This window comes from Arthrobacter gandavensis, from assembly GCF_039528575.1.
Taxonomy (GTDB): domain Bacteria; phylum Actinomycetota; class Actinomycetes; order Actinomycetales; family Micrococcaceae; genus Arthrobacter_B; species Arthrobacter_B citreus_B.
Genome location: NZ_BAAALV010000002.1, coordinates 653,919 through 675,932 on the forward strand (window position 1 = coordinate 653,919; position 22,014 = coordinate 675,932).

Sequence of the window (22,014 nt, forward strand, 5' to 3'; positions counted from 1 at the left end):
TTTCCGGCCCTTCCTGCATCAGACGGGGCTGCTAGGCGTCTCCGCCTGCGTTGCCGCTCGTGCCTGCGTTCACGTTGAGCAGGTCGTACTTCTCCATCGCCAGGCGCGGAGCGTCCTTGTCCACTTCACCGCGGCCGGCAAGCAGCTGCAGGGTCTTGACCACCATGGAGTGGCTGTCGATCTTGAAGTAGCGCCGGGCGGCTGCACGCGTGTCGGCGAAGCCGAAGTCGTCTGCGCCCAGGGACGCGAAGTCGTTCGGCACAAACTGGCGGATCTGGTCCGGAACGGCCTTCATGTAGTCCGTGGACGCCACAATCGGTCCCTCTGCACCGGCCAGCTGCTTGGTTACGAACGGCACGCGCGGTTCGGAGCCGGGGTTGAGGAAGGCCTCTTCCTCCGCTGCCAGGCCGTCGCGGCGCAGCTCGTTCCAGGACGTTACCGACCAGACATCGGCGGAGACGCCCCAGTCACTGGCGAGCAGCTTCTGTGCCTCCAGGGCCCACGGAACTGCCACGCCGGAAGCGAGCAGCTGGGCCTTGGGGCCCTCAGCGTCGGAGGCCGAGACCTTGTAGATGCCCTTGATGACACCTTCAACGTCCAGGTCTTCCGGTGCCTTCGGCTGAAGGATCGGCTCGTTGTAAACCATGATGTTGTAGATCAGGTTCCGGTCTTCGGAATCCTCTCCGTACATCTCTTCGAGGCCGCGGCGCATGATGTGGCCGATCTCGTAGCCGTACGCCGGATCGTAGGTCTTCACCGCGGGGTTGGTGGAGGCCAGGATCGGGGAGTGCCCGTCGGCGTGCTGCAGGCCTTCACCGGTGAGGGTGGTGCGGCCGGCAGTGGCGGAGATCAGGAAGCCGCGTGCCATCTGGTCAGCTGCTGCCCAGATGTAGTCGGCGGTGCGCTGGAATCCGAACATCGAGTAGAACACGTAAACCGGGATCAGCGGTTCGCCGTGGGTGGCGTAGGCGGAACCGGCAGCGGTGAACGCTGCGATGGAACCGGCTTCGTTGATGCCCACGTGCACAATCTGGCCCTGCGGGGACTCCTTGTAGGCCAGGACGAGGTCCCGGTCCACGGAGAGGTAGTTCTGCCCCTTGGGGTTGTAGATCTTCGCCGTCGGGAAGAACGAGTCCATGCCGAAGGTACGGGCCTCGTCGGGGATGATCGGCACAATGCGCTTGCCGAATTCCTTGTCCCGCATCAGGTCCTTGAGCAGGCGGACGAAGGCCATGGTGGTGGCCGCCAGCTGCTTGCCGGAGCCGCGGTTGGCTACCTCGTAGGCAGAGGCCTCCGGCAGCTTCACCGGTGCGTGCTTCTCCCGGCGCTCAGGCACGTTGCCGCCCAGTTCCCGGCGGCGTTCCAGCAGGTACTTGATCTCCGGCGAGTCAGCTCCCGGGTGGTAGTACGGCGGCTGGTACGGATCGGCTTCCAGCTGCTCATCCGTGATGGGGATGCGCAGGTGGTCGCGGAAAGCCTTCAGGTCCTCCAGCGTCAGCTTCTTCATCTGGTGCGTGGCGTTGCGGGCTTCGAAGTGCGTGCCCAGGCCGTAGCCCTTGACCGTGTGCGCCAGGATGACCGTTGGCTTGCCCTTGAACTCGGTGGCAGCCTTGTACGCGGCGTAGACCTTGCGGTAGTCGTGCCCGCCGCGCTTGAGGTTCCAGATTTCCTGGTCGCTCAGGTCCGCAACCATGTCCTTGGTCTGCGGGGTCTTGCCGAAGAAGTGCTCACGGACGAATCCGCCGGACTCCGCCTTGTAGGTCTGGTAGTCGCCGTCGAGCGTGGAGTTCATGATGTCCACCAGCGCGCCGTCGTTGTCCTTTTCAAGCAGCGAGTCCCACTCGCGGCCCCAGACAACCTTGATGACGTTCCAGCCGGCGCCGCGGAAGAAGGCTTCCAGTTCCTGCATGATCTTGCCGTTGCCGCGGACGGGTCCGTCCAGGCGCTGCAGGTTGCAGTTGACCACGAAGGTCAGATTGTCCAGCTTGTCGTTGGCGGCAAGCTGGAGCAGGCCGCGCGATTCAGGTTCGTCCATTTCGCCGTCGCCCAGGAACGCCCAGACGTGCTGGTCGGAGGTGTCCTTAAGACCGCGGTTGTGCAGGTAGCGGTTGGACTGCGCCTGGTAGATGGCATTCATGGGACCAATGCCCATGGACACGGTGGGGAATTCCCAGAAATCGGGCATGTTCCGCGGGTGCGGGTAGGAGGACAGGGCGTGTCCCTCGCGGGACTTCTCCTGCCGGAAACCGTCGAGGTCCTCTTCGCTCAGGCGGCCCTCAAGGAAGGCGCGGGCGTAGACGCCGGGGGAGGCATGGCCCTGGAAGAAGACCTGGTCGCCGCCGCCGGGGTGGTCCTTGCCGCGGAAGAAGTGGTTCATGCCCACTTCGTACAGGGTGGCGGCACCGGCATAGGTGGAGATGTGGCCGCCGACGCCGATGCCCGGGCGCTGCGCACGGTGCACCATGACCGCGGCGTTCCAGCGCAGCCAGGCGCGGTAGCGGCGTTCGGTTTCCTCATCGCCGGGGAACTCGGGTTCCTGGTCCACGGGAATGGTGTTGACGTAGTCGGTGGTGGTCACCATGGGTACACCAACGGAGCGGGAACCTGCCCGCTGGAGCAGTGAACGCATGATGAACTGCGCACGCTCGGTGCCCTGCGAGCGGATCAGCTCGTCAAGGGATTCAATCCATTCCGCGGTCTCTTCCGGGTCACGGTCCGGCAGCTGGCTGGTCAGCCCGCTGAGGATGTCCGTTCTGTCTTCACTGACGCTCATATGCAGCCTCTCGGTTGAGGGCGGGGTCCCCTCAAAGTAATTCGGTGACTCACCGACCATTCCGTTATGCGGAATGCTCAGTTCAATCTATACGAAGGCGCGGCTTAGTGCCTGCTCAGGCAGGTGGGTACCGCTCCTTCGTAAGACGTATCACAGAACAGTTTAGGAGACCTCAATGGTGACGACGGCGGGACCCCGCGTGAGCCCGGGATTCCCGGCTTCCGCGGCGGAATCTGTGACGGCGCGCGACACGCAGCAGCACATTTTCTCCCGGGCGCGCTGCTGGCGTTCGCTGTAGAAGACGTCCCGGTGGTCCACTTTGCCTTCCAGGTTCAGGATCCGGACTTCGCAGAGCCCGCACTCGCCCTTGCGGCAGTCGAACATCATGTCCGCTCCGGCGTCTTCGAGGGCTTCGAGCATGGACCGGCCCGGCCCCACCCGGGTTTCCAGTCCCAGGCGCGGCACACGCACAATGAACTCTTCCGGGCGGTACCAGCCGGAGTTGCCGAACGTCTCATAGCGCAGGTTGGCGGGGTCCAGGCCGTGGTCCCGCCAGGACCGGCGCACGGCGTCCATGAGGCGGATCGGCCCGCACATGTACAGTTCCGTTCCGTCCTGCAGCCCTTCGACCAATTCCGTCACGGACAGCCCGCTTCCCTCGGCGTCCACATGGATTTCAAGGGCGGCACCGTGCTCTGCCTGCAGTTCAGCCAGGTACGCCATGGCGCTGCGGTTCCGTCCGGCATAGACCAGCCGGTAGTCGGCCTTTACGTTCTTCAGGACCCGGGCCATGTTCAGGATGGCGGTGATGCCCACGCCCCCCGCCAGCAGGACGTAGTGCGGTGCCCCCACCCGCAGCGGAAAGTTCTGCAGGGGTTGGGTTATTTCCAGCTCATCGCCCGGCGCCAGGGTATGCATGAAGATGGATCCGCCGCGGGACGCCGCGGTGCGGAACACGCTGATCGCCAGTTCCCTGCCGCCGTCGTGCGTTTCCACGATTGAGTAGGACCGGCGGTGCTTCTCACCATCAATGGTGACCATGACGTCCACGTGGCTTCCCGCCGCAGCCGGAACCGGCTGCCCGGGTGCGAGCACTATGCGGCGGATGCCCTCGGCCACGTCCCGGGTTTCCCGGACGACGGCGCGCTGCCAGACTTCGACGTTCGTTGCTGCCATCGCCTAGCCCAGCACCGCGCTGGCCCGGCTGCCGTCCGGAAGCCGGCTGCCATCCGGACGCCGGCCCTCGGCCGCAAGCCGGCGCTCGATCAGCCGCCGCACCCACATGCCGCCGGCGTCGATGTTCAGGTTGTAGAACTCGTAGTCCGGGTTCGCGTCGATGGCTGCCTGCTGGGCAGCGAGCATTTCCTCATCCTCGCCGAACACGCCGTGGACGCCGTTGCGCAGCTGGGTGGTGATGAGCTGGCTGTCCAGCCGGTAGTTGCGCATAAAGGCCCAGAAATAGTGGCAGGTTTTGGCCGTCTCCGGGGTAATGGTGTTCATCACGAACCCGTTCACGCCCTGGCTGCGGTCACCCTGCGGGGCCCCCGTTCCGGCCTTGGCCACGCCCACATCAATGTTGATGGTGGACGGCGCACGGTAGGTGATGATCTGCCACCGGTCTACCTTGCCTTCGAACCCGGGGAACTTGTCCCGCATGTTCTTGAGCCAGAAGGGCGGCGGATCGATGTTGAGCATCCAGCGGGTGACGGTTACGGTGTCGTCGTCGTGCGTGACGATGAATTCGGATTCGCTGAGCTCATCCTGGCCGATGGAGGAGGAGTGGACGAACTCTTCATGGGTGAGATCCATGAGGTTGTCCAGCACCAGCTGGTAGTTGCAGGGCGCAAAGATTGTCTCGCCGTCACCGGCCCACTCATCGGATGACAGCTGGTGCATGTCCGGCACGGAGTCCGGGTCGGCCAGCGTGGGATCACCCAGCCACACCCAGACGTAGCGGTGGCGTTCCACCACCGGGAAGGACGGCACGGTGGCGCTGGGATTGATGGTTTCCTGTGCCGGCATGGAGATGCAGCGGCCCGCGGAATTGTAGACGATCCCGTGGTACGGGCACTGGATTCCGTCCCGGCCGGTGGTCTTGCCCATGGACAGCGGGGCCAGCCGGTGCCAGCAGGCATCGGCCAGGGCAACGGCCTTGCCGTCCTCGGTCCGGTAGAGCGCCAGGGGGCGGTCGGCGATCCGGCGGGACATGGGCTTGCGGGTCACCTCGTGGTCCCAGGCAGCCACGTACCAGGCATTCAGCGGGTAGCCCAGCACCTTGCTGGTGGTGGAGCTCTGGGCCTGGATGTTGCTTACGGCAGCGGTCGAGACGGCGGTCATTGCGTTCCTTCCAAAAGCATCAGCACTGATGCGGCGGTACAACTAACTATCAACATAGATAGTTAGTGATATGCGCCACAGTATCTATGTCTATAGTGGTTAGGCAAGGGATTTCTTTTTACGAAAGAGGCCGTTATGAGCCTTCGGTACGCACTGCTGGCGCTGCTGAACGTGGAGCCCATGACCGGCTATGACCTGTACAAGCAGTTCGAATCGTCCGTTGGCTACGTCTGGCATGCGCCGGACTCGCAGATTTATCCGGAGCTGCGCCGCATGGAGCGCGATGGGCTGCTGGAGGGTGAGGAAGTCGCCTGGGGCACCAAGGGCCGCAAGCGGCAGTACCACGTGACCGATTCCGGCCGGGAAGCCTTCCGAACCTGGATTAACACGCAGCTGGACTATCCGCGGGAGCGTGATCCCATGCACCTCAAGGCCGCGTATTTGGAGTGGGCGGATCCGGATGCTGCCCGCAGCCAGCTCCGGGCCCATGCCGAGCACTACGGCGCCCGGCTGGTCCAGTGGCAGCAGAAGATCCAGGAGATCGACGGCGGCACGTCGGATATGCTCAACCGCCGCCTGGCCACTGTTCCGGCCGGTGACCATGACCGGGTGGCGGCTTTCAAGCGGTTCACTTATGAGGGGCTCACCGCACGGGCTGAATCCGAGATTGCCTGGGCACAGCGCGGCCTGGCGCTGCTTGACGAGCTGTACGCGTAGCCTGCCGCTGCCGCCGCCGTAGGGCGGGTGCCTGCTCAGCTCGGACTCAGAAAGGCGGCCTAACCTCAATCCGGGGAAACCTGTGAGTCGAGGAGGAAAATGCCGCACAAACCGGAAAAATCCGCATATCAGGGACGCCCGCTGCCGCGCCCGCATGAGGACCTGGAGGACCAGGGGCTGGCGTTCGACGTCGGCACACTGCTTCAGCGCCGGCAGCTCCTGAAGGCCTTTGGAGTCGGCGGGCTCACCCTGGCCCTGGCCGCCTGCGGAGCTGCGTCTGAGGCCGGTGGCGGCGAAATTCCGGATGAGACGGCCGGCCCGTACCCGGGGGACGGGTCGAACGGACCGGATGTGCTGGAGCAGAGCGGAATCGTACGCAGCGATATCCGCTCCAGCTTCGGCGAATCCTCCGGAACTGCCGAGGGCATTCCGATGACCCTGGAGCTGAGGATCACCGACCTCGCCAATGGTGGTGCCCCCTTCGCCGGTGTGGCCGTGTACGTCTGGCACTGCACCCGGGAGGGCTTGTACTCAATGTATTCGGAAGGTGTGGAGGACCAGAATTACCTCCGTGGGGTTCAGATCGCAGACGCCGACGGCGTCGTCCGGTTCAGCAGTATTTTCCCTGCCTGCTACTCCGGCCGCTGGCCGCACATCCACTTTGAGGTCTACCCCGACGAAGCGTCGATCACGGATTCGGCGAACGCGATAGCAACGTCCCAGGTAGCTCTGCCTGAGGAAGCCTGCAAAGCGGTGTATGCCACTGCGGGCTATGAAACCTCAGTGCGGAACCTCGCCCAGGTCACCCTGGCGAGTGACAGCGTTTTTGGGGACGACGGCGGCGCGAGCCAACTCGGTAAGGTCACCGGAAGCGTTGAACAGGGCTACTCGGTATCCCTGACCGCGGGGGTGGATACCCGCACTGAACCTGGCGGGGGAATGGGCGGACCGGCAGGAGGAGATGCGCCCGGCGCTGGAATGGGCGGACCCGGCGGAGCGGGCGGACCCGGCGGCGAACCGCCGGCTGGTGGTGCCCCGGGCGGAAGCGCGCCTGCCGGCGGGCCGCCTGCGGCCCCCTAGCGGCGTCGTCACCCAGCGCCTCGCTATAGAGGCTGGGCACCCACAGCCATCCGGGCGATAATCCGGTAACGTTCGGCCAGTTCCTCCGGTGAGAGTTCACCGTCCAGCCGGAACCACTGCGCGACGCCGGTGCACATGGTGACGACGGCGGTGCTTGCTTCGCGCGGGTGCGGTGCGGCAAAGATGCCCGCGGCCCTTCCCTCCTCCAGGATCCTGTCCATAAGCCGCTGCTGCCGGTCCCGCGCCGCGATGTGAGCGGCGCGTGCGTCCGGTTCCAGGCTGCGGATCTCGCTGAAGGCTATAAAGGCCTGGCCGCGGCGCCGGGCGTGGAAGAGCACCAGGCATTCCACCAGCAGGTCGAACTGCCGGGAGAGGTCGCTGCCGGCCTCGGAAACGGCCTGCTCGCTGCGGACCCACAGGTCATTCATGGCGTGGGAGGCGATGGCGACCAACAGTGCCTGTTTCGAGGGGTAGTAGTGGTAGAGCCCGGGAACGGACAGCCCGGTGCGCGCGGCCAGCTGGCGGATGGTGGTGCCGTGGTAGCCGTGCTCCATGAAGCACTCCAGCGCGCTGGCGAGCATTGGCGGCAGATCATCCACCGCGTAGTCGCGCCAGCCCCGTGCGGCCGGCGGCCGAGATGCGGAGCCGGGTTCCTTCGGTGCAGCTTTAGTCATCGGATCTCTTCATGGTCGAAAACTTTAGGTTGCCAAAGGGGGTTGACACTACCTTGTGACGTTCTTCACACTACTTCTACCGAGCGATCGCTCGCAAGGTTGTTGCGGAACCATGACAGGGAAGCAGGCAGGCAGTGGAGGACATGGCGCTCTCACCGGCAGCATGGGCCGGTGCCTATCCGCCCGGGCTCTCGACCACGCTCGACGTCCGGACCCCCTCGCTGGTGGATGCGTGGAAGGCCCGCGTCCGGGCCAACCCCGGCGGGACAGCGATCGCCTACTTCGACGGCCGGCTCACCGCCGCGGAACTCGATGAGCTCTCCGACGCGTTCGCGGCTGCGCTTGAAAACCGGGGAATCGGGCACGGCGACCGCATCGGCATCCAGCTGCAGAACATCCCGCAGTACGTAATCGCGTTCCTGGGGCTCTGGAAACTGGGCGCCATCGCCGTGCTGATGAACCCGATGTATAAGGAACGCGAGCTGCGGCACCTGATTGAAGATTCCGGGGCAAGAGGCATTCTCGCCGATGATTCGCTCTATCCGGCCACGAAGGCTGCCGCTGCCGGCAGCGCCGTTGAATGGATCGTCACCACGTCCGGGCTGGAATACCAGAGCCGCTGTGATCCCCGGATCTTCAGCTCCGCGGAACCGGCGCAGCCCTCGCCGGACGGGGACATGGCCGCCTGGATCGCGGAGTATGCCGGCCGCGCCCCGGCGCCCCGCACCCTCAACCAGGACGACGTCGCCCTCCTCGCCTACACATCCGGAACCACGGGGGCGCCGAAGGGCGCCATGAACACGCACGGCAACATCCTCAACGTCGCGGCGACCTGCTCGGCCTGGATGGGGCTGGAACCCGGGGACACCGTACTTGCCGTCGCGCCGCTGTTCCACATCACCGGCGCCGTGATCGACGCCGCCGCTCCGCTGCTCGCGGACACCACCCTGGTCATGGTGAACCGCACTGATCCGGCGGTGGTGGTGGACGCCTTCGCCGAACACCGGGTTACGTGCACCACCGGATCGATCACCGTCTTCAACGCCATCTATCAGGTTCCGGATGCCACAGCCGAACACTTCGCCTCCGCCAAGACCCTGTATTCCGGCGGCGCACCGATCCCGCCGTCGACCGTGCACGCGTTCAAGGAGCGCTTCGGCGCGTACATCCACAACATCTTCGGAATGACGGAGACAACGTCGGCAGTCATCGGCGTTCCGCCGGGCGTGCAGGCGCCCGTGGATCCCGCCAGCGGCAGCCTGTCCATCGGGCTGCCGCTGCCCAACGTCACCGCGCGCATCATCGACACAGCCGGAAACGCGCTGCCGTTCGGTGAACAGGGAGAACTCGAGCTCTCCGGGCCGCAGATCGTCCCCGGCTACTGGAACAACCCCGAAGCCACCGCCCGCACCATGCCCGGCGGACGGCTGCGCACCGGTGACGTCGCCACAATGGACGAATCCGGCTGGGTGTACATCGTTGACCGCATGAAGGACCAGATCAACGTTTCCGGCTACAAGGTCTGGCCGCGCGAGGTGGAGGACGTGCTCTACGAACATCCAGCCGTCTATGAAGCCGCCGTCGTCGGGATGCCCGATGCGTACCGCGGCGAAACCGTCGTCGCGTACGTCTCGCTGAAAGCCGGGCATACGGCCACTGAAGAAGAACTGATTGCCTTCACCAAGGAACACCTGGCCGCCTACAAGTACCCGCGGTCCGTGCACGTGATCGATGACCTGCCCAAGACGCAGACCGGCAAGATCCGCCGCCGGGAACTGCGGAAGAACCCAAAGGAAGGATGATCCGTGGCAATTGACCGTGGGCTCCAAGGAAAACTCCAAGGAAAAACAGCAATCGTCACCGGCGCGAGCCGGGGGATCGGCCTCGCCATTGCCCGGGACCTGGTGTCCCACGGTGTACGGGTCTGCATGACGGCCCGGAAGGCAGATGTCCTGAAGGAAGCCGCGGACAGCTTTCCGGACGGCACCGTCATCGCCGTTGCGGGCGCCTCCGACGACCCGGATCACCGCAGTACCGTTCTGGACACCGTCGCCCGGGAATTCGGCGGGCTGGACATCCTGGTCAATAACGCCGGCATCAACCCGGTCTTCGGTCCGCTGGTGGAAATGGACCTGGAAGCTGCCCGGAAGATTTTCGAAGTCAACGTCCTCGGCACCCTCGCCTGGGTGCAGGACACTGTGGCCCACACCGGCCTCGGGTTCCGTGAACGCGGCGGATCGGTGGTCAACCTGTCCTCGGTCTCGGGGGATACCCCGTCACCGGGCATCGGGCTCTACGGCATCAGCAAAGCCGCCGTGTCCCACCTGACCCGGTCCCTCGCCGTCGAACTCGGGCCGGAGATCCGCGTCAACGCGGTTTCCCCGGCTGTAGTGAAGACCCGCTTCTCCCGGGCACTGTATGAGGGCAAGGAAGAAGCTGTCACCAGCGCCTATCCGCTGGGCCGGCTGGGCACACCCGAAGACGTTGCCAACGCAGTGACGTATCTGGTCTCCCCGGACGCATCATGGGTCACCGGGCAGGTACTGACGCTCGACGGCGGCCTGCTGGCCGCGGGAGGTACCGCCTGATGAGCGCCCCAGCACACACCGCCGTCAGCCGGGAAGCCGTGGAAGACCTCCGGCTGCGAACCCGGGCATTTATCCGGGACGTGGTGATTCCCGCTGAGCCCGTCCCGGGGGAGGCCCTGACTGAGTCCGAGCGCGCCAGGCTGCAGCAGGCCGCCAAGAACGCCGGAGTCTTCGCGCCGCACGTGCCCGTGGAGTACGGCGGCCAGGGGCTGCCGCTGCAGGACTGGCCGGAAATCTTCGAAGAAGCCGGTTATTCCCCCATCGGCCCCACCGCCCTGAACTGCATGGCACCGGACGAGGGCAACATGCACATGCTTGAACTCATCGGCACCCCGGAGCAGAAGCAGCAGTACCTGGTGCCGCTGGCTGCCGGGGACGTCCGCTCCTGTTTCGGCATGACCGAACCGCATCCCGGCGCGGGATCGGACCCCGACGCCCTGCTGACCACCGCGACGAAGGGCGACGGCACCTGGCTTATCAACGGCCACAAACGCTTCACCTCCGGTGCCATCGGTGCGGGCTTCTGCATCGTCATGGCCCGGACGGAGGCCGACGGCGATACCCCGGCCGGCGCAACCATGTTCCTGGTGGACATGGACAACCCGGGCATCCGCGTGGGGGAGCACATCCACACCATCGACCGGACCATCGGCGGCGGACACCCGCACGTGTACTTCGAGAACTGCGCCGTCCCGGAAGACGCCGTGCTGGGCGAAGTGGGTCTGGGCTTCAAATACGCCCAGGTCCGGCTGGGCCCGGCCCGGCTCACACACTGCATGCGCTGGCTGGGCCTGGCCCGCCGCTCGCTGGACATTGCGCTGGACCGCACCGGCCGGCGGGAAATCTTCGGTTCCCGGATCAGTGAGCTGGGGCTGGCGCAGGAACTCATTGCGCAGAGCGTGATCGACGTTGAAACCTCGGCCGCCATCATCACCCGCACGGCGGAACTGCTGGCAGCGGACCCGAGAGCCGGGTCGGCCATGTCATCGGTGGCCAAGGTGCACTGCTCCGAGGCCGTGTACCGGGTGATCGACCGCTGCGTGCAGCTGTGCGGCGGTGACGGCGTGTCCGACGGGCTGCCGCTGGCCCAGTACCTCAATGAAGTCCGGCCGTTCCGGATCTACGACGGTTCGAATGAGACCCATAAATGGGCGATCGCACGGCGGGCTTCGGCCCGGCGCCGGAAGGAAGTGGAAGCCGGCGCGCCTGACCAGGGCAACGCCGTCGTACGCGGGGAGCAGGAGCAGTGAGCGGGCTTCAGACCCGTGCCGACGGGACCGAAGTAGTGTCTACCGCTTCCGAGGCTGCCTCATTGGAGAGACCGCCGCTGCTGGTGCTCGACGTCGTCACCGGCTTCCTGGACGAGCACGGACTTGGCAGCGGTCAGCTTGCCTGGGAACGCATCGGTGACGGGCAGTCCAACATCACCTACCGGATCACCCGCGGCGGGGAGTCCTTTGTGCTGCGCCGCGGCCCGCGTCCGCCGCTTCCCCGGTCCACGCATGACATGGTCCGGGAAGCCCGGGTCCAGCAGCTGCTGGGCGGTGAGGGGATTCCGGTGCCGCAGATCCTTGCGGTTTGCAGTGACGAGACCCTGCTGGGTGTGCCGTTCTACGTCATGTCCTACCTGGACGGGCACGTCATAACCGGATCCGCCCCTGAACACCTGGATACCCCGGAGCAGCGCGGAGATATCAGCCGCGCAGTCGTCGAAACGCTGGCCCGGCTGCACGGGGTGGACGTGACCGGACCGGAGCTTTCCGGACTGGGCCGGGCGGAGGGTTACCTGGAGCGGCAGGTGAAGCGCTTTGCCGGGCTGTGGGAAGCGAACACCCTTAGGGAGGTGTCGCTGGTGGCGCAGGTCGCCCGGGACCTGGGCGCGAAGATCCCGGTGTCGCAGCGCGCCTCGGTGGTGCATGGCGACTACCGGCTGGGGAACCTGATGTTCGGGCGGCAGCAGCCTGCTACCGTCACGGGGATCCTGGACTGGGAGATGGCCACCCTGGGGGATCCGCTGGCAGACCTGGGCTACCTGGCAGCGACCTACGCCGAACCAGGTGCCGAGCAGACCGTGATGGACCTGACGTCAGTGACCCGGCAGCCCGGGTACTGGAGCCGGGACCAGCTGATCTCCGGTTATGCGGACAGAACCGGACTCGATGTCAGTGCCCTGCCCTGGTATCAGGCGCTGGCGCTGTGGAAGTCGGCCATTTTCTGCGAAGCGATCTACACGCGTTACCTCAAGGGCGAACGCCCCGGCGACACCTTCGGACCCACCCTCGAAGAAGGCGTCCCCCTGCTGCTCGAATCAGCCGCCGAAATCCTGGGGAGAAGCTAGCTTTCCCGTTTTCTGCAGTCCCACCCCACCGAGATGACAGAAACTGCCCGTATCGGGCGCCAAACGGGCAGTTTCTGCTATTTCGATGAGACACCCCGATGCAACACTGGCAAAGGAGCCATCATGTCTGCACAGCCTTCGGCTGCCGTCCCGGCGCGGCCGGCGTCAGCCACCGCAGGTAAGAAGAAGTCACTGCTGGCAACCACAGCCGGCAACATCCTGGAGTGGTACGAGTGGAGCGCCTACGCGGTCTTCGCCCCCTTCATCGCCGCAGCGATGTTCAACCCGGACGACCCCGTCTCGGCGCTGCTCTCGACGCTCGCCGTCTTCGCCGTCGGCTTCCTCATGCGGCCGCTGGGCGGCATCGTGTTTGGCCGGGTCGCTGACCGCCGGGGCCGCAAGTTCGTCCTGATCACCACCATGCTGATGATGGCCGGCGGATCCCTGGTGATCGGGCTGATGCCGGACTACCAGACGGTCGGCGTCTGGGCCTCGGTCATCCTGCTTGCGGCCCGCATTGGGCAGGGCTTCGCGCACGGCGGCGAGTCAGCCACGGCCAACACCTACATCGCGGAAATCGCTCCGAACCACCGCCGCGGCATGTGGGGCAGCATCGTGTTCGTGGCGATCTTCGCCGGCTCAATCCTGGCGTACACGGTGGGCGGGTCGGTGACCGCTGTGCTGGGGGAGAGCGCCGTGGCCGAATGGGGATGGCGGATTCCGTTCATCCTGGGGGCCTTCCTGGCGCTCGCCGCCCTGTACCTGCGCAAGGGCATGCTTGAAAGCGAAGTGTTCGACGACGCCGCTGCCGCTGCCGCCGGTGCGCAGGCTCCGGCTCCGCTGCCGCGCCGGCAGATCGTCCGGGCGATCATCCTGATGATCGCCATGACCTCGGGTATCACGGCCGCGCACTACACCTGGACCTCCTACGCGTCCACCTACGCCATCACGCAGCAGGACATGCCTGCGGCATCGGCGTACTGGATGTCCGTGATCGCCCAGCTGATTGCGCTGGTTTCGCTGCCGTTCTGGGGCAGGCTTTCGGATTCGCTGGGGCGCCGTCCGCTGATGCTGGGGTTCGCAGGACTGATGATCCTGCTGCAGCTGCCGCTGATGGGCCTGATCAGCTCCGCTCCGTGGACCCTGCTGGCGGCGTCCTCGCTGGCCCTCGTCGTCGTCGCCATTCCCGGAGCCCTGCTCTCGGCAACCCTGTCGGAGAACTTCCCCACCAAGGTGCGCACCCAGGGCATCGGGTTTGCCTACTCGGTCTCGGTGGCGGTCTTCGGCGGCACCGCGCCCTACCTGAACGCGCAGCTGATCGAATGGAATGTGGGCTGGATGTCCAGCGTCTACATCATGATCCTCTGCGGCTGCACCGCCGTCGCCGTGTGGCTGATGCCCGAGACCAAGGGGATCGACCTCAAGGACGCCTAACCCCCCGCCCGACGAGGCAACAGAACGAGATCACAGAAACTGCCCGTATGAACGCTCATACGGGCAGTTTCTGTCATGTCGATAGGCGGGAAACTACTGCTCCAGCTTCATCGCCTTGCGCAGCGTCAGCGCTCCGCCGCCCTGCATCACGGCGCGGCGGTAGATCTTCTCGCCGAACCGCAGCAGTGCGTACGCGGCAGCCAGGGCAATGGCCAGGGATACGAACGTCTCCCACAGCGGAATTTCGCCGCTGAGCATGCGCACCGGCATGGCGACGGTGGAGATCACGGGGACGAAGGACGCCACAACCAGCAGCTGGCCCTTGGCGAACAGCCCGGCGAAGAGCGCCGCAATGATGACGGTCAGCACCGGGCCGGAGCTGTTGTTCAGGTCCTCGGAGCGGGACGCCATCGAACCGAGCATGGCCCACAGGGACGCCAGGATCAGGAAGCCCACCAGGAAGAAGACCAGGAACCAGCCCGACGCTGGGATGATGGTGCTGACCGAGTCCGCGGTTCCGGTGAACGTCAGGGCGAGCAGTGCCGCCCCGGCGTAGAGGGCCAGCTGGATCATGGCCAGGATCGTGTTGCCGGCAACCTTGCCGTAGAGCAGCTGGCGGATCGGAATGGCGGTGGCGAGGATTTCGACCACGCGGTTCTGCTTTTCCTCCAGGACGGAGGTGGCGATCGCCATGCCGAAGATGATCGCGGCCATGTAGAAGAGGAACCCGAACACAAACCCGGTGAACTGGGCAACGAACTGGTTTTCCGCGTTGCCGTTCAGCAGGGCGGTCTCGAACTCGCTGCCTTCCAGCAGGGCTTCAGACGTGGTGCCGGCCTCACCGGCGTTGATCTCGAGCGCGTAGGCACGCAAGGCCTCGGAGATGCCCTGCTGCAGTCCGCTGGAGAGTTCCTCGTTGCCGGTGAGCATCCACTCGCCGTCCGCATCGCGGGTCAGTGCGGCGTCGGCTTCTTCGCTGCTGACCAGTTCTTCGGCGCCCTCGGCGCTGGAAGCCACTACCGCCTCGAAGCTGGTGTTCCCGCCGTCGGCCTGGCCGGTTTCGTGCGCGAGGTCAACGACGGCGGTCGCTGCGGAATCGTTGACGGCTACTGTGTATTCCTCCGCCTTGCTGCTCATGTAGGCGTTGAAGACCACGACGCCGACAATCAGTACCAGCGTGACGAGCGTGGAGATCAGGTAACTGCGGTCGCGGGCCTTGACCATGACCTCGCGGAGGGTGACGATCGCCCACGCCGGGGTGGGCCGGGATACGGTGCTCATGCTGCGGTGACCTCACGGTAGATTTCGCTCAGGGACGGACGGATCGGGGCGAATTCCTCCACGGAACCCCGGGTCAGGGCGGTGGCCAGCAGCCGCTGGCGCGCGTCGTCGTCGTCGAACTGGAGGATGGCCGTGGGGCCGGCGACGTCGAGAACCCGCACTCCGGGTTCGTCGCGTACCCAGCCTGCGTCCGGGGAAATGGTGATCCGGTGGCGGTTCACGGCCTGCGCCCGCAGGTCATCCCCGGTGCCGGAGGCAATGACCTTGCCCTGCTGCAGCACAACCATGTTGTCGCACAGGCGGTCCACCAGGTCCAGCTGGTGGCTGGAGAAGAGCACCGGAACTCCGGCGGATGTGCGTTCGCGCAGCAGTTCCACCATTGAATCCACTGCAACCGGGTCCAGGCCGGAGAACGGTTCGTCGAGGATCAGGACGGTGGGCTTGTGCAGGAGAGATGCCGCGATCTGGACCCGCTGCTGGTTGCCCAGGGAGAGGGATTCAAGCTTGTCCTTGGTGCGTCCGCCCAGGCCAAAGCGTTCCAGCAGCTCGATAGCGCCCTTCCGCGCGGCGGGGCCGCTCATCCGGTGAAGCTGGCCCAGGTAGACCAGCTGGTCCAGGATCGGCTGCTTGGGGTACAGGCCCCGCTCCTCGGGCATGTAGCCGAAGCTGGAGCGTGCCTCGGCGGTCAGCGGCTCGCCGTCGAGCAGGATCTCGCCGGCCGTGGTGCTAAGGACGCCCATGATCATGCGCATGGTGGTGGTCTTGCCGGCACCGTTGGCGCCGACAAACCCGGTCATTTGGCCCGAAGGGATGTCAAAAGTCACCGAATCGACGGCGGTCTTGTCACCGAACCTTCGGGTGAGATTGCGGACCTGCAGCATGGGGGTACTGCTCCTTTTCCCGGCAAGCCGGACAGTTGTGGAAGATTAACTGCCCTAAGCCTAGGGAATGGAGCACGACGGCGGATCGGCCGTTCGGGGGAAGGCGCGGGTTACGCCTCGCGGCCGGCCTCACCCGGAAGAATGAGTCCGGATTCGTAGGCGAACACCACGGCCTGCACCCTGTCCCGCACCTGGACCTTGCCCAGCAGGTTGGAAACGTGCGTTTTTACGGTTGCTTCTGCAACGAACATGCGGGCAGCGATTTCGGCGTTGCTGAGTCCGGCCGCCACCAGTTCCAGCACCTCCCGCTCGCGTGCGGTCAGGGAGGCGAGGAGCTTCTGCTGGGCCGGGTCCGGCTGCGGTTCCACCGGCGCGGGACCTGCGGGCGCTGCGGCGGTGTTCCGCTCGGCCTCCAGCTGGCGGGCGAAACGTTCAATCACCCGCACCGTTACCTCAGGAGCGAGAAGCGCGTGCCCGCAGGCTACCGAGTGGACTGCGCCAACCAGGTCATCGGGATCGGCGTTCTTGAGCAGGAACCCGCTGGCCCCGGCCTGGATGGCGTCAAAGAGGTAGTCGTCGCGTTCAAAAGTGGTGAGGATGATGACTTTGGCGCGGTCCGCCGCCACGATCTGCTCCGTGGCCCGGATGCCGTCCAGTACCGGCATCTGCACGTCCATCAGGATGATGTCCACGTCATTGGCTGCAGCGAAGTCCACGGCTTCCTGTCCGTTGGCGACTTCGCCCACCACGTCGATCTCATCTTCGACGGAGAGCATCATGGCGAAGCCGGCGCGTACCAGTGCCTGGTCGTCAGCAAGCAGAACACGGATCGGTTCCATTAAGTCCTCAATAAATCCCCGGCCGGCCCGGTGCCGCCCCCGGGTTTACCATAGCGGCTTGGCTGCCGGGCAGGGCAAGCCGGATGTCAGCGCAGCGTAAAGCGGACCCGCACCCGCCAGCCGCCGCCGTCGCGGGGGCCAACGTCCGTGATTCCGCCGTGCAGGGCGGCACGTTCGCGGATTCCGCGCAGTCCGTAGCCGGTGCCGCCGGTGCCCTGCCGTGGACGGCCGTCGTCGACCGTTTCAACTTCGACCCAGCGCAGGGAAGGTGTGTCAGAGCCCGCCGGTGTGCTGCCGCTTCGCAGGGCGACGACGGCGCTCCCGGCCGTGGAATGGCGCCGGATGTTCGCCAGGGACTCCTGGATGGTCCGGTAGACGGAGAGCGCGAGCGGCGCGGAGAGGTTTTCCAGCACGCCGGGTTCGTGCTCGGCCCGGTGGAACTTCACGTCCAGGCCGTTGTTGCGGTACTCCTCCACAAGCTGGGGAATCTCCTCCAGTCCGGGCTCCGGCTGGCGCTGCGCCGGTCCGTCCGTCTCGGCGTCGGAGGAGCGGAGCACACCGAGCAGGGACCGCATCTCCGCGACGGCGTCGCGGCTGGAGGACTCAATGGTCTGCAGCGCACCGGCAGCGGCGTCGGGCTTCTTTTCCAGGACCCGGCGGGCTGCACCGGCCTGGATGCCGATCACCGAGATGTGGTGGGCAACGACGTCGTGCAGTTCCCGGGCGATGCGCAGGCGCTCCTCGATGACTGCCTTACGGGCCAGGTCCGCCGCCTGCGCCTCGAGCTGGAGCGCCTGTTCGGCCAGTTGTTCGCGCTGGTGGGCGCTGCGCCAGGAGTTCCAGCCGAACATGATCGCCCCGCCGAAGTAGGCGGCGTTGAGCATAAAGGAGTACAGCACATAGGAAGTCAGCGGCGCGAACAGTCCCACGGGGTCATTCGAACTGATGTTGAACGCCTTGAGGATTTCGTCGTAGCTGCTCGAAAGCGTGAAACCCACGATGATCCAGAGGAACATGGCGGCGACCACCACTGTGACCGCCAGCCACAGTGCCCGCCGGTTCCGTGCCCATGCGACGGCGCTGTAGAGGGAAGCGAAGTAGGCTGCCTGGAATCCCAGCGTCTGGCTGATCGGCGGCATGGTGATGCCGACTATGAGGAAGGTGGCCGAGCTGAGCAGCAGTACGGTTATGGGGAATCGGCGCCGGAAGACCAGGACAACGAAGATGGATGCCTGAACCAGGTGCTGGACCCACGGATTGCCGATGTCCCCGTCGCCAAAGGCGAATCCGCGCATGAATTCAAGCATCACCGCGCTGAGCAGGAGGGCGATGAGCACGCCGATCACGTCACGCCGGTACCCCTCGGGGTCAGGAGCGGGGCGTTCCCAGTCGTCCTCCGAGTTCCAGGGCAGGCTGAGGCGGAAACGGCGCACCCGGCGGGCGAGGGCCAGCATGGTATTTCCGGGAGCCGTCGTTTCCTGCTCCCGGGAAGCCGGGGCGGCTGTATCCGTGCCGGGCGGCTGGGTTTCGATCATGGCCAACAGTCTAGATCCGTGCTGCGGTCCGCGGATCCGCCGTACGGCTGAGGCGGGCCAGGTTACGTATTGGCCCAATGCTGGGAACGAAAGAGGCTGTGACAAGTGCCTTTGGGTGCCCGGAGTGGTTTACTTCGACGCAGGGACCGAAGTCCTTTCACCGCTGTGCTGGATAAATCGTAAGGACGAGGATGTTTGCTGCTGAGGGCCAGGACCTGCTGCCGGATTTGGTGTCCCTGCGCCGGGATATCCACCGCGAACCCGAGGTGGGCCTGCACCTGCCGCGTACCCAGGAAAAGATCCTGGATGCCCTGGACGGGCTGGGCCTGGAGATCACCACGGGCAAGTCGCTCAGCTCCGTGACCGCTGTGCTGCGCGGAGGTGAAGACGGCCCGTCGGTGCTGCTGCGCGGAGACATGGACGCGTTGCCGGTGGAGGAACTCACGGACTTGGAGTACGCCTCAACCAACGGCGCCATGCATGCCTGCGGCCATGACCTCCACGTCGCCGGCCTGGTCGGTGCTGCCCGGCTGCTCGCCGCACAGCAGCGGGACATTTCGGGGAACGTGATCTTTATGTTCCAGCCCGGGGAAGAGGGCGACGGCGGTGCCGGGCTGATGATCGAGGAGGGCGTTCTGGAGGCAGCAGGGGAGAAACCGGTTGCCGCCTACGGCGTGCACGTCCGGCCCGGACCGCTGGGCGTGTTCCGCACCCGGCCGGGAACCCTCATGGCCGGAGCCAACGAGCTGCGGATCACCGTTCACGGTTCCGGCGGCCACGGCTCCCAGCCGCACAACGCCCTGGACCCGGTGCCGGCCCTGGTTGAAATCGCTGGTGCGCTCCAGGTGATGGCTACCCGCAAGTTCTCCGTCTTTGATCCGATCGTCCTGACCATCACCCAGCTCGAAGCCGGCCGCGCGATCAACGTCATTCCTGACTCAGCCCGGCTCGGCGCAAGCGTCCGCACGCTGTCCGCGGAATCAGTGGACCGCCTCATCGTGGAGACCAAGGCACTCGCGGACGGGATAGCCGCAGCCCACGGCTGTACCGCGGAAGTCAGCTTCGAAATCCTCTACCCCATGACCGAGAATGATCCCTCGCGCACCTTCGAGGCGATACGTGAGCTGCGGGAAATGTTCGGTGAGGAACGCGTCATCCAGTCCCGGGACCCGCTCATGGGTTCCGAGGACTTCTCCCTGGTGCTGCAGAAGATTCCCGGTGCGTTCCTGTTCCTCGGTGCCACTCCGCCGGAGGTGGATCCGGCCACTGCTGCGTGGAACCACTCGCCGCGGGTGCTCTTCGACGATTCCGTGCTGGCGGACCAGGCGGCGGCGCTCGCGCTGCTGGCCTTCAACCGCCTGACGTAGCTCTTCCGGGACAAGAAGTTGAGGGCGCGGCCTGCCGGGACGAGGCCCCGGCAGGCGATAGCCTCGTGGACATGTCTCCCGCCGCTCCCGCTGTTTCGTACCTTGCCACCGTCTCCGTTGAAGTGGGTGAGCCCATCGAGGTTGGCCAAACTGCAGCCGGACTGCGGCGCATCATTCCCATCCTCGGAGGGACGGTGGAAGGCCCGGCGCTGCGGGGTACGGTTCTCCCCGCCGGCGCGGATTTCCAGCTCCTCCGCACTTCCACGCTGACGGAGCTGGAAGCCAAGTACGCCATCGAAACGGACGACGGCGAACGGCTCTACGTGAACAATTTCGGGCTGCGCTCGGGCAGTGAGGAGGATATTGCTGCCCTCCTGCGCGGCGAGCCGGTGGACCCGGCACGGATCTATTTCCGCTGCACCCCGAAAATCGAAGCGCCCGACGGCGGCGCCTGGGCCTGGCTCTCCAGCCGTATCCTGATCGGCACAGGCACCCGCCTCCCGAATGAAGTGCGGCTGGAAATCTTCACGGTGGACTAACCGGGCCTGTTAGCCAGCGATACCGAAGACGACTAGCGCGTTACGCCCCGGGCTCATAAACGGGACGAAACATTAGGTGTGGCCGGACCATCCCAGTAGCGTGAGTGGGCAATTTTGTTTCGGTGCCCTAACGGCACAGCTCTACAGAAAGGGGGTGTCGGCGTGTCCGCAGAAACCGGAACCGAACCCTCACTCAAAAAGGTCCTGGGCCGCATCGACGTGCTGGCACTGGGATTCGGCGCCATGATCGGCTTCGGCTGGGTCGTGCTCACGGGAGACTGGCTTTCAAGCGCCGGCACAGGCGGGGCGATCCTGGCCATGCTCACCGGCGGCGTCATCATGGCGATCGTGGGCCTGACCTACGCCGAACTGTGCGCCGCAATGCCAAAGGCCGGCGGCGAGCACAATTACATCCTGCGTGCGATGGGTCCGCGCACGTCGTTCATCGGGTCCTGGGCGATCATCGGCGGCTACGTCACCATCGTTGCGTTCGAAGCCGTTGCCCTGCCCCGGACGGTGCAGTACATCTTCCCGGACCTGAGCCAGATTCCACTCTGGACCGTCGCCGGATTCGAAGTGCACCTTACCTGGGCGCTGGTAGGCGCCATTGCCGCCGTCGTTATCACCTGGATCAACATCCGCGGCGTGAAGGAAGCCGGCATTGTGCAGACCTTCGTGGTCCTGTTCCTGCTGGCAATCGGCCTCATCATGGTTTTCGGGTCCTTCTCCGGCGGCAGTGCCGCCAACATGGATCCCTGGTTCACCGGCGGGATGACCGGGTTCTTCGCGGTCCTCGTGGTGGTCCCGTTCCTTTTCATCGGCTTCGACGTCATTCCGCAGTCCGCAGAGGAAGTGAACATCCCTGCCCGGCAGATCGGCCGGCTGGTTGTCATCTCAGTCATCCTGGCAACCATCTGGTACGTGATGGTCATCCTCACCACGTCATCCGCCATGCCTGCGTCGGAGCTGGCCGGTGCGGATATCGCCACCGCAGACGCCGTCGGTGCGATGTTTGGCTCGGACTTCATGGCCAAGATCCTTATCGCAGGAGGCATCGCCGGCATCCTCACCTCCTGGAACTCGCTGCTCATGGGTGCCTCCCGCCTGATGTATTCCCTGGCGCGGTCCGGCATGCTCCCGGCGTGGTTCGGACGCCTCCACCCGAAGTACCACACCCCGCACAATGCGCTGCTGTTCATCGGCGGGCTCAGCGTCCTGGCCCCGTTCGGCGGAGCGGAAATGCTCGGCTGGCTGGTTGACTCCGGCGCGCCCAGCATCGTGCTGGCCTACACCCTGGTAGCAGTGTCCTTCCTGATCCTGCGCCGCCGCGAACCGGAGATGGACCGCCCGCTTCGCGTGGGCGGCAAGGGCAAGGGCGGCATCGCGATCGGCATCGCCGCAGCCATCCTGGGCACCGCCCTGTTCAGCCTCTACATGCCCGGCATGCCGGCAGCACTGGGAATCCAACCGTGGCTGCTGTTCGGCGCGTGGTGGGTCATTGGCCTGGTCTTCTTCTTCCGGGTCCCGGCCGGCATCAAGGCCGGTCCGGACGCGGAGCATCAGGTACTCGCCACGCTGCGGGCAAGGGCTGCAGCGCGCTCCTGACGCACCGCAACACCACGACGGCGGCG

At 65.6% G+C, this 22,014-nt stretch carries 18 protein-coding genes; 10 read left to right on the forward strand and 8 right to left on the reverse strand.

Features of this window, described 5'->3' with window-relative positions; translation table 11 throughout:
• Nucleotides 1-31: 31 nt before the first annotated feature.
• The 3 genes from aceE to ABFX29_RS06320 form a co-directional block, all read right to left on the reverse strand.
• Nucleotides 32-2,773, reverse strand: a complete 2,742-nt coding sequence (gene aceE / locus ABFX29_RS06310; protein WP_152225837.1) for a pyruvate dehydrogenase (acetyl-transferring), homodimeric type — start codon at nt 2,771-2,773, stop codon at nt 32-34.
• Nucleotides 2,774-2,935: 162 nt separating this feature from the next.
• Nucleotides 2,936-3,949, reverse strand: coding sequence for a PDR/VanB family oxidoreductase (locus tag ABFX29_RS06315; RefSeq protein WP_152225840.1), 1,014 nt, complete (start codon nt 3,947-3,949; stop codon nt 2,936-2,938).
• 3 nt (nt 3,950-3,952) lie between these two features.
• On the reverse strand, nt 3,953-5,110 hold the full coding sequence (locus tag ABFX29_RS06320; protein WP_152225842.1) for an aromatic ring-hydroxylating oxygenase subunit alpha: 1,158 nt from the start codon (nt 5,108-5,110) through the stop codon (nt 3,953-3,955).
• A gap of 135 nt (nt 5,111-5,245) precedes the next feature.
• Here ABFX29_RS06320 and ABFX29_RS06325 point away from each other — a divergent pair, with 135 nt between their 5' ends.
• Nucleotides 5,246-5,827 (forward strand): helix-turn-helix transcriptional regulator, encoded by a 582-nt coding sequence (locus tag ABFX29_RS06325; protein WP_152225844.1) that lies wholly within the window; start codon nt 5,246-5,248, stop codon nt 5,825-5,827.
• 99 nt (nt 5,828-5,926) lie between these two features.
• Nucleotides 5,927-6,907, forward strand: a complete 981-nt coding sequence (locus ABFX29_RS06330; protein WP_152225847.1) for an intradiol ring-cleavage dioxygenase — start codon at nt 5,927-5,929, stop codon at nt 6,905-6,907.
• A gap of 23 nt (nt 6,908-6,930) precedes the next feature.
• On the opposite strand, the gene ABFX29_RS06335 is transcribed toward ABFX29_RS06330, so the two are convergent.
• On the reverse strand, nt 6,931-7,581 hold the full coding sequence (locus ABFX29_RS06335) for a TetR-type transcription factor C-terminal domain-containing protein (RefSeq protein WP_152225849.1): 651 nt from the start codon (nt 7,579-7,581) through the stop codon (nt 6,931-6,933).
• Between the two features lie 143 nt (nt 7,582-7,724).
• On the opposite strand from ABFX29_RS06335, the gene ABFX29_RS06340 reads away from it, so the two are divergent.
• The 5 genes from ABFX29_RS06340 to ABFX29_RS06360 all read left to right on the forward strand — a co-directional run bounded on the left by ABFX29_RS06340 (nt 7,725) and on the right by ABFX29_RS06360 (nt 13,941).
• Nucleotides 7,725-9,383, forward strand: coding sequence for a class I adenylate-forming enzyme family protein (locus ABFX29_RS06340; RefSeq protein WP_152225851.1), 1,659 nt, complete (start codon nt 7,725-7,727; stop codon nt 9,381-9,383).
• Between the two features lie 3 nt (nt 9,384-9,386).
• Nucleotides 9,387-10,169, forward strand: a complete 783-nt coding sequence (locus ABFX29_RS06345; RefSeq protein ID WP_338079119.1) for an SDR family oxidoreductase — start codon at nt 9,387-9,389, stop codon at nt 10,167-10,169.
• A complete protein-coding gene (locus ABFX29_RS06350; protein WP_152225853.1) occupies nt 10,169-11,419 on the forward strand; it encodes an acyl-CoA dehydrogenase family protein in 1,251 nt (416 codons plus the stop codon). The genes ABFX29_RS06345 and ABFX29_RS06350 overlap by 1 nt, the downstream gene beginning before the upstream one ends.
• Nucleotides 11,416-12,507 carry a phosphotransferase family protein gene (locus tag ABFX29_RS06355; protein ID WP_152225855.1) on the forward strand — a complete coding sequence of 364 codons (1,092 nt, stop codon included), beginning with the start codon at nt 11,416-11,418 and terminating at the stop codon, nt 12,505-12,507. The genes ABFX29_RS06350 and ABFX29_RS06355 overlap by 4 nt, the downstream gene beginning before the upstream one ends.
• Before the next feature lie 123 nt (nt 12,508-12,630).
• Complete coding sequence (locus ABFX29_RS06360; RefSeq protein WP_152225857.1) at nt 12,631-13,941, forward strand: MFS transporter; 1,311 nt, start codon at nt 12,631-12,633, stop codon at nt 13,939-13,941.
• Between the two features lie 93 nt (nt 13,942-14,034).
• Here the strand turns inward: ABFX29_RS06360 and ABFX29_RS06365 are convergent, their stop codons facing one another.
• The 4 genes from ABFX29_RS06365 to ABFX29_RS06380 all read right to left on the reverse strand — a co-directional run bounded on the left by ABFX29_RS06365 (nt 14,035) and on the right by ABFX29_RS06380 (nt 18,477).
• The gene (locus ABFX29_RS06365) at nt 14,035-15,222 is read right to left on the reverse strand and encodes an ABC transporter permease (RefSeq protein WP_152225859.1); all 1,188 of its coding nucleotides are present in this window, start codon (nt 15,220-15,222) and stop codon (nt 14,035-14,037) included.
• Nucleotides 15,219-16,103, reverse strand: coding sequence for an ABC transporter ATP-binding protein (locus ABFX29_RS06370; RefSeq protein ID WP_152225861.1), 885 nt, complete (start codon nt 16,101-16,103; stop codon nt 15,219-15,221). Before ABFX29_RS06370 ends, ABFX29_RS06365 begins: the two co-directional genes overlap by 4 nt.
• A gap of 110 nt (nt 16,104-16,213) precedes the next feature.
• The gene (locus tag ABFX29_RS06375; RefSeq protein WP_152225863.1) at nt 16,214-16,942 is read right to left on the reverse strand and encodes a response regulator; all 729 of its coding nucleotides are present in this window, start codon (nt 16,940-16,942) and stop codon (nt 16,214-16,216) included.
• Nucleotides 16,943-17,028: 86 nt separating this feature from the next.
• Nucleotides 17,029-18,477, reverse strand: a complete 1,449-nt coding sequence (locus ABFX29_RS06380; RefSeq protein ID WP_152225865.1) for a sensor histidine kinase — start codon at nt 18,475-18,477, stop codon at nt 17,029-17,031.
• Nucleotides 18,478-18,668: 191 nt separating this feature from the next.
• Between ABFX29_RS06380 and ABFX29_RS06385 the strand changes: the two genes are divergently transcribed.
• The 3 genes from ABFX29_RS06385 to ABFX29_RS06395 all read left to right on the forward strand — a co-directional run bounded on the left by ABFX29_RS06385 (nt 18,669) and on the right by ABFX29_RS06395 (nt 21,988).
• Nucleotides 18,669-19,844: a M20 metallopeptidase family protein gene (locus tag ABFX29_RS06385; RefSeq protein ID WP_152225867.1), complete on the forward strand. Its 1,176-nt coding sequence runs from the start codon at nt 18,669-18,671 to the stop codon at nt 19,842-19,844.
• 71 nt (nt 19,845-19,915) lie between these two features.
• Nucleotides 19,916-20,383 carry a DUF3237 domain-containing protein gene (locus ABFX29_RS06390; protein WP_152225869.1) on the forward strand — a complete coding sequence of 156 codons (468 nt, stop codon included), beginning with the start codon at nt 19,916-19,918 and terminating at the stop codon, nt 20,381-20,383.
• A gap of 243 nt (nt 20,384-20,626) precedes the next feature.
• Complete coding sequence (locus ABFX29_RS06395; protein ID WP_420831162.1) at nt 20,627-21,988, forward strand: APC family permease; 1,362 nt, start codon at nt 20,627-20,629, stop codon at nt 21,986-21,988.
• Nucleotides 21,989-22,014: the final 26 nt, after the last annotated feature.